Source organism: Arthrobacter sp. SLBN-112 (genome assembly GCF_030944625.1).
Taxonomy (GTDB): Bacteria; Actinomycetota; Actinomycetes; order Actinomycetales; family Micrococcaceae; genus Arthrobacter.
Map to the genome: position 1 here is coordinate 3,967,303 of NZ_JAUSXY010000001.1, position 13,599 is coordinate 3,980,901.

Annotated in this window: 10 protein-coding genes and 1 pseudogene; 6 read left to right on the forward strand and 5 right to left on the reverse strand. The window is 66.3% G+C overall.

All coding sequences use genetic code 11. The features are described 5' to 3' along the window. Positions 1–27: 27 nt before the first annotated feature. Complete coding sequence (locus tag QF050_RS18360) at positions 28–2,247, reverse strand: NADP-dependent isocitrate dehydrogenase (RefSeq protein ID WP_308931704.1); 2,220 nt, start codon at positions 2,245–2,247, stop codon at positions 28–30. A 324-nt stretch (positions 2,248–2,571) separates the two neighbouring features. On the opposite strand from QF050_RS18360, the gene QF050_RS18365 reads away from it, so the two are divergent. Both QF050_RS18365 and QF050_RS18370 read left to right on the forward strand, forming a co-directional pair. Next, positions 2,572–3,537 carry a hypothetical protein gene (locus QF050_RS18365; RefSeq protein ID WP_308931705.1) on the forward strand — a complete coding sequence of 322 codons (966 nt, stop codon included), beginning with the start codon at positions 2,572–2,574 and terminating at the stop codon, positions 3,535–3,537. Continuing rightward, positions 3,521–3,694 carry a hypothetical protein gene (locus QF050_RS18370; protein ID WP_308931706.1) on the forward strand — a complete coding sequence of 58 codons (174 nt, stop codon included), beginning with the start codon at positions 3,521–3,523 and terminating at the stop codon, positions 3,692–3,694. Before QF050_RS18365 ends, QF050_RS18370 begins: the two co-directional genes overlap by 17 nt. A gap of 144 nt (positions 3,695–3,838) precedes the next feature. Here the strand turns inward: QF050_RS18370 and purH are convergent, their stop codons facing one another. After that, positions 3,839–5,524, reverse strand: coding sequence for a bifunctional phosphoribosylaminoimidazolecarboxamide formyltransferase/IMP cyclohydrolase (gene purH / locus QF050_RS18375; RefSeq protein ID WP_308931707.1), 1,686 nt, complete (start codon positions 5,522–5,524; stop codon positions 3,839–3,841). Between the two features lie 143 nt (positions 5,525–5,667). Between purH and QF050_RS18380 the strand changes: the two genes are divergently transcribed. Then, a complete protein-coding gene (locus tag QF050_RS18380) occupies positions 5,668–7,020 on the forward strand; it encodes an MFS transporter (RefSeq protein WP_308931708.1) in 1,353 nt (450 codons plus the stop codon). Between the two features lie 129 nt (positions 7,021–7,149). On the opposite strand, the gene purN is transcribed toward QF050_RS18380, so the two are convergent. Further along, the gene (gene purN, locus QF050_RS18385) at positions 7,150–7,719 is read right to left on the reverse strand and encodes a phosphoribosylglycinamide formyltransferase (RefSeq protein WP_308931709.1); all 570 of its coding nucleotides are present in this window, start codon (positions 7,717–7,719) and stop codon (positions 7,150–7,152) included. A gap of 39 nt (positions 7,720–7,758) precedes the next feature. Between purN and QF050_RS18390 the strand changes: the two genes are divergently transcribed. Further along, positions 7,759–8,190, forward strand: a complete 432-nt coding sequence (locus QF050_RS18390) for a hypothetical protein (protein WP_308931710.1) — start codon at positions 7,759–7,761, stop codon at positions 8,188–8,190. A gap of 18 nt (positions 8,191–8,208) precedes the next feature. Here the strand turns inward: QF050_RS18390 and QF050_RS18395 are convergent, their stop codons facing one another. Beyond that, the gene (locus QF050_RS18395; RefSeq protein WP_308931711.1) at positions 8,209–9,525 is read right to left on the reverse strand and encodes a DUF6350 family protein; all 1,317 of its coding nucleotides are present in this window, start codon (positions 9,523–9,525) and stop codon (positions 8,209–8,211) included. Between the two features lie 429 nt (positions 9,526–9,954). Then, positions 9,955–10,818 carry a PRC and DUF2382 domain-containing protein gene (locus QF050_RS18400; protein ID WP_308931712.1) on the reverse strand — a complete coding sequence of 288 codons (864 nt, stop codon included), beginning with the start codon at positions 10,816–10,818 and terminating at the stop codon, positions 9,955–9,957. 253 nt (positions 10,819–11,071) lie between these two features. On the opposite strand from QF050_RS18400, the gene QF050_RS18405 reads away from it, so the two are divergent. Together QF050_RS18405 and QF050_RS20390 are read left to right on the forward strand one after the other, a co-directional pair. Continuing rightward, the gene (locus QF050_RS18405) at positions 11,072–12,229 is read left to right on the forward strand and encodes a glycosyltransferase family 1 protein (protein ID WP_308931713.1); all 1,158 of its coding nucleotides are present in this window, start codon (positions 11,072–11,074) and stop codon (positions 12,227–12,229) included. Next, a pseudogene (locus QF050_RS20390) lies at positions 12,226–13,597 on the forward strand (UDP-glucose/GDP-mannose dehydrogenase family protein). Before QF050_RS18405 ends, QF050_RS20390 begins: the two are co-directional and overlap by 4 nt. Positions 13,598–13,599: the final 2 nt, after the last annotated feature.

Below are 13,599 nucleotides of genomic sequence, written 5' to 3' on the forward strand. Positions count from 1 at the left end.
TTTGTGGCTGCCGCAGCAGGGGGCAGGCTAGGCCAGGCTGGCGATGACCTTGTTAAGGGTGGCGGACGGACGCATCACGGCGGAAGCCTTGGCGTCCTCCGGGCGGTAGTAGCCTCCGATGTCCACGGGTGAACCCTGGACCTCAGCCAGCTCGCCAACGATCGTTTCTTCCTTGGAAGACAGCTCACTGGCGATGGAGCTGAACGCGGCGGCAAGGTCGGCGTCGGACGTCTGCTTGGCCAGTTCCTCAGCCCAGTAACGGGCCAGGAAGTAGTGGCTGCCGCGGTTGTCCAGCTCGCCGGCGCGGCGGCTGGGCGACTTGTTCTCCAGCAGGAACGTGCCGGTGGCGCGGTCCAAGGTATCGGCCAGTACCTGTGCCCGGGCGTTGCCGGTGGTGGTGGCCAGGTGCTCGAAGCTGACGGCAAGTGCAAGGAACTCGCCCAGGCTGTCCCAGCGCAGGTGGTTTTCCTTGAGCAACTGCTGGACGTGCTTGGGGGCGGAACCGCCGGCGCCGGTCTCGAAGAGTCCGCCGCCGTTCATCAGCGGGACAACCGAGAGCATCTTAGCGCTGGTGCCCAGTTCCAGGATGGGGAACAGGTCCGTGAGGTAGTCGCGGAGCACGTTGCCGGTGACGGAGATGGTGTCCTCGCCCTTGCGGATCCGTTCCAGGGTGAAAGCGGTGGCCTTGACCGGGGACATGATCTGGAGGTCCAGGCCCTCGGTGTCGTGGTCCTTCAGGTACTCGTTGACCTTGGCGATCAGGTTGGCGTCGTGGGCGCGCTCTTCATCCAGCCAGAACACGGCAGGCATCTGCGAGGCGCGGGCGCGGGTGACGGCCAGCTTGACCCAGTCGCGGATGGGGGCGTCCTTGGTCTGGCAGGCGCGCCAGATGTCACCGGGGGCGACGTCGTGTTCGATCAGGACGTTGCCGTTGCCGTCAACGATCTGCACCTTGCCGGCTTCCTGGATTTCGAACGTCTTGTCGTGGCTGCCGTACTCTTCGGCTGCCTGAGCCATCAGACCCACGTTCGGGACGGTGCCCATGGTGGTGGGGTCGTAGGCGCCGTTGGCACGGCAGTCATCGATGACCACCTGGTAGATGCCTGCGTAGGAGCTGTCCGGCAGGACCGCCAGGGTGTCAGCTTCTTTGCCGTCCGGGCCCCACATGTGGCCGGAGGTGCGGATCATGGCCGGCATGGAGGCGTCGACGATGATGTCGGAGGGCACGTTCAGGCTGGTGATGCCCTTGTCGGAGTCCACCATGGCCAGCGCGGGGCCGTCTTCCAGGCCCTTCTTGATCAGGTTCTGGACGCCCTCGCGGACGTCCGCCGGCAGGTCCTCGAGGCTGCTCAGGATGGCGGCCAGGCCATTGTTGGGGCTGATGCCGGCGGCATTGAGCTGCTTGCCGTAGGTCTCGAAGAGCTCGGAGAAGTATGCCTTCACCACGTGGCCGAAGATGATCGGGTCCGAAACCTTCATCATGGTGGCCTTCAGGTGTGCGGAGAACAGCACGCCCTCTTCCTTGGCACGGGCAACCTGGGCCTTCAGGAACTCGTCCAGGGCGGCGGCACGCATCACGGTGCCATCAATGACCTCGCCGGCCAGCACCGGGAAGGCCTTCTTCAGGACTTTCACCGAGCCGTCCTCACGGACCAGCTGGACGGCGATGGTGCCCTCGGACTCGATCACAACGGACTTCTCGTTGGAACGGAAGTCGTCCTGGCCCATGGTGGCCACGTTGGTCTTGGAGTCCGCAGTCCAGGCGCCCATGGAGTGCGGGTTCTGGCGGGCGTAGTTCTTCACGGACAGCGGCGCACGGCGGTCCGAGTTGCCTTCACGCAGGACCGGGTTCACTGCGGAGCCCTTGATCTTGTCGTAGCGCGAGCGGACGGCGGTCTCTTCATCCGAGGTGGGGTTGTCCGGGTAGTCCGGCAGTGCGTAGCCCTGGCCCTGCAGCTCTGCAATGGCCGCCTTCAGCTGCGGGATGGAGGCGCTGATGTTGGGCAGCTTGATGATGTTGGCTTCCGGCGTCTTCGCCAGCTCACCGAGTTCAGCAAGGGCGTCACCGATCTGCTGCTCCGGGGTGAGGTAGTCACCGAACACGGCAATGATGCGGCCGGCGAGCGAGATGTCGCGGGTCTCCACCTCCACACCTGCAGTCGAAGCGAAAGCCTCGATGATGGGCAGGAACGAATAGGTAGCCAGCATCGGCGCTTCGTCGGTGTGGGTGTAGATAATCTTGGACATGCGCGGGCGTCTCCCTGTGGGTCGGCTTGGTTGTGAAAATTCTGTCTATTTCACCAAGTACAACTTACCCGAGGACGCCGGCTTGAACCTTAACGGGGCGCCCGGATTACCCCGCTGAGAGCAGCATTACAGCGATGGAGAACGCCCGACGGCGGCACGCACCAGGGTGCCCCGGCCACTATCGCAAGCGGTGGGCTGCACGGGGTGCCGGGCCGGCCGCAGCCGCTGGATGATTGGTCACGAGTGTGTACAAACGTGGCGCCTGGCGATAAGTTCGCTAAGTCACCCCCGATCCGGGCCCAACCCCGTTCAGACAGGACAACAATGATACGTACCAGGTCCCTGGCATCCGGCCTCCTGACCTTCTCCGCAGCCGCCGTGCTGGCCCTCACCTCAGCCGGCGGGGCTTCCGCCTCCCCCGCCCCGTCCGATGGGAAGACAACCCCCTCGGTTGCCAGCATCACCGTCGACGCCGGCGGCGCAGCTGACTACTACTGGACCCCCGAGCGGATGCAAAGCGCCATTCCGGGTGACACCCTGGCGGGCAAGGCGCTCGAGCGCGGCAACCGCTCCAGCCTCGCTGTCGTGGAGAAGGGCAAGCCCTCCACCACCAAGGGAACCAAGGGCAAGCCGACCATTGCCAAGAGCGAGAATCCTGTCTCCCACATCGGGAAGGTCTTCTTCACCCTGGGCACAACCAACTACGTGTGCTCCGGCAACGCTGTCTCCTCCACGAACGGCAGCACCGTGGCCACGGCCGGACACTGTGTGAACGAGAGTGGCGCCTACGCCACCAACTTCGTCTTCGTGCCCGCATACGACAACGGCGCGGCACCATACGGCAAGTGGACTGCGAAGGCCCTGTACGCCCCGACCCAGTGGGTTTCCAATGGCGACATGACCTATGACACCGGCTTCGCCGTCATGAACCCCTTGAACGGCCAGAACCTCACTGACGTCGTCGGCGGCTCGGGTACTGCCTTCAACCAGGCCCGCGGACTGACCTACACCGCCTACGGCTACCCGCAGGCCTCGCCGTTCGACGGCACGTCCCTGTGGAGCTGCACCGGTACGGCCACGAATGATCCCAACAACCCGCAGTTCGACACCCAGGGCATTCCCTGCGACATGACGGGCGGTTCCTCGGGCGGTCCGTGGTTCATCGGCATCGGCTCCGACGGCCTGCAGAACTCGATCAACAGCTACGGCTACAACGGTTCAGCTGTGATGTACGGCCCGTACTGGGGCTCGGTTATCCAGGACACGTACAAGCGTGCAGCAAAATCCTAGGGAGCCGGCTTCGGACGAGGACCCCGTCAGCCACATAGATCTTGACCAGTCCAGCGAGGAAGTCCTCGAGTACTGGACCGAGGAGCGGATGGCGGAATCCAAGCCCCGGGAAATTCGGCTTCCCAAGCCGGAGGCCGGCCCTGGTGACAAGGAGTAGGCCAGCACAACGACGACGGCGCCCGTCCCTGTGAAGGGGACGGGCGCCGTCGTCGTTAAACACTTTATCCATCATCCACTGCCCTGGGGCCCCGCCGGCAGGGTCCCCTGGCCGAGCGCAGCGAGGTTAGGGAGCCGGTGGGGATTAGTGGAAGAAGTGCCGGGCTCCGGTGAAGTACATGGTGATCCCCGCGGCGTTGGCTGCCGCGATGACTTCCTCGTCGCGGACGGATCCGCCCGGCTGGACCACGGCGCGGACACCGGCGTCGACCAGGATCTGCAGGCCGTCGGCGAACGGGAAGAAGGCATCCGAGGCCGCCACGGCGCCGCGGGCCCGCTCCGGTGCGCCGCTCGCGTCCGCATTCGAGGCACCGCCGGCACCTTCGACGTCGGACTCAACCTTCACGCCCAGGGTGTTGGCCCGCTCCACGGCGAGGCGGCATGAATCGAGCCTGTTGACCTGGCCCATGCCGATGCCCACGGCGGCGCCGTTGTCGGCAATCAGGATGGCGTTTGACTTCGCTGCACGGCACGCGGTCCAGGCGAAGGCGAGGTCCGCGAGGGTCTTTTCGTCGGCGGCCTCACCAGCCGCGAGGGTCCAGTTTGCGGGGTTGTCGCCGTCAGCGTCCACCTTGTCGCTGACCTGTACCAGCATGCCACCGGAAACCTGGCGGAACTCCGTGGGGTACCGGCCGTAGCCTTCGGGGAGGGCAAGCAGACGGATGTTCTTCTTCTTGGACAGGATCTCCACGGCCTCGGGCTCGAAGCCGGGGGCGATGACAACCTCCGTGAAGATGTCCTTGACCGTGTTGGCCATGCCCGCGGTGACGGTGCGGTTGGCCGCGATGACGCCACCGAACGCGGAGACGGGGTCGCAGGCGTGGGCCTTGGCGTGCGCGTCGGCGATGGGGTCAGTGGCATCCGCCGAACCAACGGCAACACCGCACGGGTTGGCGTGCTTGATGATGGCGACGGCGGGTTCGCTGAAGTCGTAGGCGGCGCGCAGGGCGGCGTCGGCGTCAACGAAGTTGTTGTAGCTCATGGCCTTGCCGTGCAGCTGGTCCGCCTGGGCGATGCCAACCGGAGCGGCCTTGTCCACATAGAGTGCCGCCTGCTGGTGCGGGTTCTCGCCGTAGCGCAGGACCTCCGAGCGCTCCAGGGACAGGCCGGCATAGGCGGGCCAGTCGATGACGCCGTCGCCGTCCTCATCCAGGAACTGGCTGGCGGTCCAAATGGCCACGGCATTGTCGTAAGCGGCAGTGTGCGCGAACGCCTTGGCGGCGAGGCGTCGGCGCGTCTTCAGGTCGAAGCCGCCGGCGGCAGCGGCCGCCACCACCTGGCCGTAGAAGGACGGGTCCACAACAATGGCGACGGCGGCGTGGTTCTTCGCGGCCGAGCGAACCATCGCCGGGCCTCCGATATCGATCTGCTCAACGACGTCGTCCTGTGCGGCGCCGGACTTCACCGTCTCCACGAACGGGTAGAGGTTCACCACAACGAGGTCGAAGGCCTCGATGTCCATGCTGGCGAGCGTTTCCATGTGGGCCGGGACCCGACGGTCGGCCAGGATGCCGCCGTGAACACGCGGGTGGAGCGTCTTGACGCGGCCGTCCAGCATTTCCGGGGAGCCGGTGACTTCCTCCACCTCCTGGACGGGGATGCCCGCGGCGGCGATCTTCTTGGCCGTGGAACCGGTGGAGACGAGCTTCACGCCGGCCGCGTGCAGGCCTGTGGCGAGCTCCTCCAGACCGGTTTTGTCGTAAACCGAGATGAGGGCCCGGCGGATGGGTACACGGTCAATGGATACGCGTTCATGCTGCGTGAAGCTCACAAATGTCTCCGTCTTATCTCGCGGAACAACGCCGCGGTTGGTGGGGATAGGGCCAGTTTATCGCGAAGGCAGCGGTTACCCCTTGTGTGCGCCGGAGTGTGAACGTCTGCAGGCCCGGATAGAGTCTTCAGCAGGAGGCGGCGATGAATACTTACACCACTGTGCCCAGCGGCGAACAGGTGGTCCAGGAACTGCCCTGGCGGTGGAAAGTCCAGGGCAGGATCTTCCTGATCGGGGGACTTGGCTTCATGTTCGACGCCTGGGATGTGACCCTGAACGGCATCCTCATCCCGCTCCTGTCCACGCACTGGGCGCTGACACCGGGCGAGGCCGCCTGGGTAGGTACGGCCAACCTGATCGGAATGGCACTGGGCGCGTTCGCCTGGGGCACCATCGCGGATACGGCAGGCCGCAAGAAGGCGTTCACGGCCACGTTGCTCCTGTTTTCCATCTTCACGGTGTTGGGCGCCTTCTCCCCCGACTTCATGTGGTTCTGCATCTTCCGGTTCCTGGCGGGCTTCGGCCTGGGCGGCTGCATTCCGGTGGATTACGCCCTGGTAGGTGAGTTCACGCCAAGGAAGCAGCGCGGCAAGGTCCTGACCGCCATGGACGGCTGGTGGCCCATCGGCGCCGCCCTGGCAGGGTTCGTCTCCGCCGGGCTGGTGGCCCTGAACGGTGACTGGCGCCTGACCATGCTGGTGATGGTGCTGCCGGCACTGCTCGTCTTCTGGGTCCGGCGGAGCGTCCCGGAGTCCCCGTTGTTCTTGATCCGCAAGGGCAGGCGGGAGGAAGCGGCGAGGATCATTGACGGGCTGGTGGTGGCCACAGGCGCCGAAACCCGGGCCTACAGCCTGCCCGATGCCAAGGACGCGCCGAGGCTTTCGGCCGGCAGCGCCTGGAGGCAGCTGCGGTCCGTCTGGCAGTTCAACTGGAAGATCACCACAGCCGCCTGGGCCCTGTTCTTCAGCATTCTCCTGGTCTACTACCTGTCCCTGACATGGATGCCGAGGATCCTGATCAGCGCCGGGTTCGCGGAGTACAAGGCGTTCGTCACCACGGCGTCCATGGCCGCCGTCGGCTTCCTTGGCGTGGTGGTGGCAGCGGTGCTCGTGGAACGGGTGGGACGCAAGTGGATCCTCGCCATCACCGGGCCGCTGTCCGCCCTGACCCTGGTGATCGTGGCGTTCGTGGTTGATATTCCGACGGCGGCGGTGTTCTGGCTGCTGGTGTTCGGGTTCGTGGTCCAGGTGGCCATCCCCGTGCTGTACGCGTACGTTTCAGAGCTGTACCCCACCGAGCTGCGAGGCAGCGGCTTCGGCTGGGCGTCCACGTTCTCGCGGCTGGGCGCCGGCTTTGGGCCGCTGATTTTCGCCAACTATTTCTGGCCGGAGCTGGGCCTTGCCACGTCTTTTGCGCTGGCCGGTGCCCTGGTGCTGGTGTCCGTGCTGTGGATGGCCTTCTTTTCCCCTGAAACCCGGCAGCGCCGGCTCGAGTAGCAGGCAGGCGGCCGCGCCCAGATTCGAATTCGACGCTCAAGTTCCCTGACGCCCCTGCATACAATGCGCGTCAGGGAATCTGCGCGTCGAGAGGGAAGAAGCGCGTCGGTACGGCCTGGTTTCGGATGCTCAGGCGCCGGCAGAGGCCAGCGCCGCCAGGGTGGACACCAACAGCCGGCGCTCCACCACTTTGATGCGCTCGTGCAGGGTCTCCTCGGTGTCCGAGTCCTCGATGGTCACGGCCTCCTGGGCGATGATGGGCCCGGTGTCCACGCCGGCGTCGGCCCAGTGCACCGTGCAGCCGGTCACCTTCACGCCGTAGGCCATGGCGTCCCGTACGCCGTGGGCCCCGGGAAACGCCGGAAGCAGCGCAGGGTGGGTGTTCAGGTACTTGCCGTTGAAGGCGTCGATGAATTCCGGGCTGACGATCCGCATGAAGCCGGAGGACACCACCACGTCAGGTTTGAAGGCGGCTACGGCGTCGGTCAGGGCGGCGTTCCAGTCTGCGCGGTCCCGGTAGGACTTGAAGTCCACCACGAACGTGGGGATGCCTGCCGCGGCGGAGCGTTCGACGCCGAAGGTTCCCTCCCTGTCAGCCCCCACCGCAGCGATCTCCACGTCGAGTTCCCCCGCCTTGACGGCGTCGATGACTGCTTGGAGATTGGACCCGGTGCCGGAGACGAGGACGACGATACGCATTGGTCCAGCTTAGGTGCACGCTCGCGTACGCTGGAAAACATGAACAGCCAACCGGGCCGGGGCGCGCAGCAACGGGCCAAACCCCCGCTCAGCGAGGCGGCAAAAGCCTCCCTCACCAAGACCCTGACCCTGTTCCGGATGTTCTTGGTCTCGGTCCTCGGCGCGCTGTTCGTCTACCAGCTGGACGTCAACTACCTGTGGCTGTCTACTGTCCTCACGGCAGCCAGCCTGGTGCTGGGGATATTCCTGCTGGCCCGGGCCATCCGGTTAAGGGAATCAAAACTGGTTCTTATTGGCACCATCTCCGGCCTGGTGGTGGCCGTCGTGATGGTGCCGCTGATCATCACCGCCATGGTCTTTTTCGACCAGGTGCGCGACTACCAGGCATGCCTGGGCCGGGCACTGACGGACCGGGCGACGCACGCGTGTGTGACCCAGTTCCAGGATGTCCTGCCCACAAAGTTGGGTTAGCGCGGGCCGGCAAGGCGCCTAGCTGACAAGTTCCGTATCCCGTTCCCTGGCACCGCTTTCCTCACGTTCCAGCCAGGGCCCGGCGGCGTAGCCAATGACGACGCCGACGCCAACCTCGGCCGCCACCCACAGACCGGTCCAGAGCGGGTCGGGTCCGATATCGGTCAGGCGGCCGAGCCCCGCGGACCCCCGGGCCACCCAGGCCAGGCACATCGTCAACACCCCCGCAGCCAGCCCGGCCAGAGCACCGAGCACCAGGGTGGAGGCGCTTGCTGTGAACCAGCGCGCATGGATCTTGATGGCAAGCCATTCGTCGAAGTGGTTCTCCCCCTCCCGAAGGAACCACCAGCCTGCCACGACGCCGGCCAGCACCGGAACGATCAACGCCACGAAGGCGTAGTCCAAGGTGCCCGACGGGATGGCGGCCAGGACGGGAACGGAGGGCATGGGACCCACTGCGGTGCCCAGCGGCCCAGCCTGGGAACCCACGCCCATGGCGAAACCCGCACCTGATGTCCAGGCGAGGGAAAATACCACCAGGTTTGGCAGGAAGCCGAGCTGCGCGATGGTGAGGGCGGCACCTCCCACCGGGCCGGCGTCGAGCGCCTCATAGACGGAGACGACGAGGTTCCAGTGGATGAACAGGTCCACGGTCAACAGCACCGCCGACAGGGTGAGCGCAGAGACCACGGCCACGAATCCGGCCTTCGCCGCAGACGCGAAGTACGAGCCCGCCCATCGCGAATGCTGGCTGGTCCGCGAAATCCAGTCCACCGCGTCGACGCCGATCAGCCGGCTCCAGGAGCCGGCTTCCCTGCGGGCGCCGATCACCATGCCCAGTCCGTAAGGAATCAGCGGAACCAGCATGGCGTACCAGAGATTGATGACGACGTCGGTGCTGCGGCACACGAAACCGGTAGCCGCACCGAAGGCTGCGTAGACCATCCACGAGCCCAGCAGGGCCTGCCACAGTTGGTCGGTGTAGGAGGCCCGGGCCAGGCGCCGGCCGGCGCGCCAGGCCAGCAGGAAAGGAATCAGGGTCAGGCCAAGGGGAATCAGGCTGAGGACGTCGGATCCGCCGTGCGCTGCCGGGGCGGGCCCTGCTCCCGTGAGTTCCAGGGGCACGCCGTGGACCAGAAGCCAGGACTGGCCGGCCAGTCGGGCCAAAACCTCGAACTGCCCGTTTTGGAAACCCGCCGTGGCCCAGACGGCGACAATGGGCGCTATCACCACCAGCGCGGAAATGATGGCCGCCTGCGCCGTTTCAAGGGCGCCCTGCAGCCACAAAGGCATCGGAAGGCCACGGTTTCCGGTCTGATCAGCACGCAGTTTCATCGTGTTCCATGGTGTCACGCCGGGTGCATCCTGCCCGCGAACGACAGGCTCCGCGAAGGGACTGGGTGAACAATCAAATGCCCCGCCGCCCGGCGCTTTTTCCGGGGCCCGGCCGTAAAATTGGTATCTGAAACCAACGCCCCCGTCCGACGACCGGACGCAGTGCGATTTCCGCTGGCCGCCGGGCCTGACCCGCGCCAGCCAAGGACCCGGATCCGCAAACCGGGAAACAGGAGCCGCGAATGAGAGATGAACCGTAAGTTCTGAAGATATTCGTCCTACTGGCTGGTGCACCCACGACATACAGTCTGGTTGCACCAGCGCTTAACGGTGCGGCGCCGGGAACCCCCAAGGCTCCCGGCGCCGTTCACCGTTTCAGGGCCGCTGATGAGTCAAGCTGCCCGAATACCGGTTGAACCGCCCCACGGGTCAGCGGCGGCCGTCGGCGTCCGTTTCGATGTTCTCCTTGCGGACTTCCTCATCCACCGTGACATCGTCGCGGACAACGTCCTTGTCCAGCCGGACCCGCTCAACCGGAACGGCTTCCTTCTCCACCACCGGACGTTCCTCGTGCAGGACCACCTCGTGCTCCTCTTCGCTGATCGAGGGACCATCCAGGGCCGCACCGCGGTTGGCGTCCGTAATGGGTTCGCGCTCAACGCGGACTTCCTCGCGTTCCACAGGAACGGTCTTGGTGACGTTCTCGGTGGTGACGTACTTCCGAAGCCGGACGCGTCCGGTTGCTTCGCGCTCCTTGCCGATGTTGAGCCGTTCCTCGGACCGGGTCATGGCGTCGTCGGTGGTAGGGCCGGAGGTATCGTGGCCCACCGCGTCTCGGGTTCCGTTGTCGTCGTAGGTGTCCCGGCCTGCGCCGATCCCGGCCGTGGGGGTGCCGGCGTTCAGGTCGGCATCGCCCTGCAGGTCGATGTCACCGGCGTCGGATTCCGTGCCGGTGCGGGCTTCCGTGTAGGTCCGTGCACCGCGGTCGTAGTGGGTGTACAGCCGGTCCTCTTCCTCAGGGGTGAGGTGGCCGTCGGCCTCTACCCGGGGAGCGTCCTTCACGTGCTCCTTGGTGAACGGAACCACCAGGTCCTCGCCCTCGGTGCGCGCGCCTTCGACCGGCACGAAGGTCTCGGAGGTGCCGAAGAGGCCGGTCTTGACCGTAACCCATGTGGGCTCACCCGTGTCGTCGTCTGCGTACAACTGGCCAATTGAACCAATTTTCGCACCGTCGGTGCCCACGACGTTGCCGCCCTTGGCGAGCAGGCTTTCAAGGTTTTCCCTGTTGAGCATTACGTCTCCTTGGTTTGTCTTTTGTGCTGGGACTGCGGGCCTGAAGCCCGGGCACCGGGTTTCGTCCCGGCACCCGGCCCCGCCCCGGCTGCTTGAGGCTGGCGTTGCTCCCCCTATAACGTAAGCATGCTTAGCATCGAATGCCAAGGCTACTTAGTATTTTTCTGTTCCAGGGGCAGCTGTTCACCCAACCTTTCCCTGCGGGTCACGCCCCCTCCCCCGCCATTTCAGGGCCGGCATCCACGGTTGAAGGGTGAGGATCGCAATCGTTGCCGAATCATTTTTGCCGCTGATGAATGGCGTCACCCATTCAATCCTGCGGGTCCTGGACCACCTTCAGGACCGGGGCGATGACGTCCTGGTCATTGCGCCGTCCGCCCATGACGGGCAAGCGCCGGGCCAGGTCAAAGGCGCGGAGGTCCACCGGCTTCCCGCGGTTCCCCTGGCGGGTTATACGAATGTGCGGGTGGCACTGGGGGGTGTGTACCGGGTCAAGCGAATCCTTGCCGAGTACGCCCCTGACGTGGTGCACCTTGCCTCGCCGTTCGTGCTGGGCTGGCGGGCGGCCCAGGCGGCCCATCAGCTTGGCATCCCGTCGGTGGCCGTCTACCAGACCGAGGTTCCCAGTTACGCCGCCCGGTACGGGGTGCCGTTCCTGGAGAACTGGGCCTGGAACCGCGTGGAGAACATCCACCTGCTGGCCACGCGCACCCTGGTGCCGTCGACGTTCGCGCTGAACCAGTTGCGCGGGCGAGGCATTCCCCGGGTGCGGATGTGGCGGCGCGGCGTGGATACCGCGCGGTTCTCGCCGGAAAAGCGCGACGACGGGTGGCGGGCCTCGGTTTCGCCCGGCGGCGAGCGGATCATCGGCTACGTTGGCAGGCTCGCGGTGGAAAAACAGGTGGAAGACCTCGCCGCGCTGACGGGGATCCCCAACACAAAGTTGGTGGTCGTAGGCGACGGGCCGCAGCGGGCCGCCCTGGAGGCTGCACTCCCCGGTGCGGCATTCACGGGATTCCTGGGCGGCGACGAGCTGGCACGCGCAGTGGCGTCGTTCGACTTGTTCGTCCATCCGGGCGAGTTCGAAACCTTTTGCCAGACCATCCAGGAGGCCATGGCATCGGGTGTGCCGGTGGTGGCCACGGGCCGGGGTGGCCCCTTGGACCTGGTGGAGAATTCGCGGACCGGGTGGCTGTACGAACCGGGTGACCTGTCCGCCCTGCGTGCCCGCGTGCAGGACCTGATAGGCGACGACGCCAAGCGCCGCGCGTTCGCCGCCGCGGCACACGCCTCGGTGCAGGACAGAACCTGGCCGGCCCTCTGCACCGAGCTGGTGCAGCACTACACCGACGTCATCGCGGACGTGCCGGTGTCAACGGAGCCGGTCAACAGCAAAGGAGCGAAACTGTGAAAATCTCCGTGATCGGTTGCGGTTACCTCGGAGCCGTCCATGCGGCAACGCTGGCGTCCATGGGCCACACCGTGGTGGGCATCGACGTCGATCCCGGCAAGGTGGCGCAGCTGGCCCGTGGCGTGGCGCCGTTCCACGAGCCCGGACTGGATGAGCTCCTCCGGGACGGCCACGCCACCGGCCGGCTGCGCTTCTCCACCCACCCCGCCGAGGCCGGGGCTGCGCAGGTGCACTTCCTGTGCGTGGGGACCCCGCAGGACAAGGCGTCCGACGCCGCCGACCTCACCTTCCTGGTCTCCGCGACGGAAGCGTTGCTGCCGCACCTGGCCGCGGGCGCCGTCGTCGTTGGCAAATCCACGGTGCCCGTGGGCACCGTGGACATGCTCCGGGGTGTGCTGGCTCCGCGGCCTGACGTGCTGCTCGGCTGGAACCCCGAGTTCCTGCGGCAGGGCACGGCCGTCAAGGACTCACTGGTGCCGGACCGGCTGGTGTACGGCGTAGACGGCGGCCGGGGCTGCGGCCTTCAACCCCGCTACCCGGGCGCCGCTGGGCGTGACGGCGGCACTGGACGCTGTCTATGAACCGTTGCTCCGCGCCGGGATCCCCCGGCTTGTCTGCAACTTCGCCACGGCCGAACTCATCAAGTCGGCCGCGAACGCGTACCTTGCCACCAAGGTCAGCTTCATCAATGCCGTCGCCGAATTATGCGACGCCGCCGGCGCCGATGTCAGCGAACTCAGCGAGGCGATGGGGCTGGACCCGAGGATCGGCAGCCGGTACCTGCACGCGGGCCTGGGTTTCGGTGGCGGCTGCCTCCCCAAGGACATCCGCAGTTTCCGTACCCAGGCCACTGCGCTGGGAGTCTCCGCGGTGCGGGACTGGATGGGCCTGGTCGATTCGGTGAACCTGGGCCAGCGGGAGCGCACGGTGGACCTCGCAGCGGAAATGTGCGGAGGCATGGTGGCAGGGCGTTCCATCACCGTGCTCGGAGCCTCCTTCAAGCCGGACACGGACGACATCCGCGACTCCCCCGCACTGGACGTGGCGGACCGGCTGGCCGCCGCCGGCGCGCATGTCACGGTGACCGACCCCAAAGCGGTGAACCATGCGTGGCGCCGCCATCCCCGGCTCCGGTTCGAAGTGTCCACCGGGAGGGCGCTCCAGGACGCCGAGCAGGTGCTGCTGCTCACCGAGGGGGACGAGTACCTGCAGCTCTGCCCCGTGGCGGCCGGGCAGCTGGTCCGACGACGGGTGGTCCTGGACGCGCGGAACGTGCTGGACGCCGCTGCGTGGCAGGGGGAAGGCTGGACGGTGCGCGGGCTCGGAACCTCCGCCGGCGCGGTCAGGGCCGCGGCTGCAGTCCGCTGAGT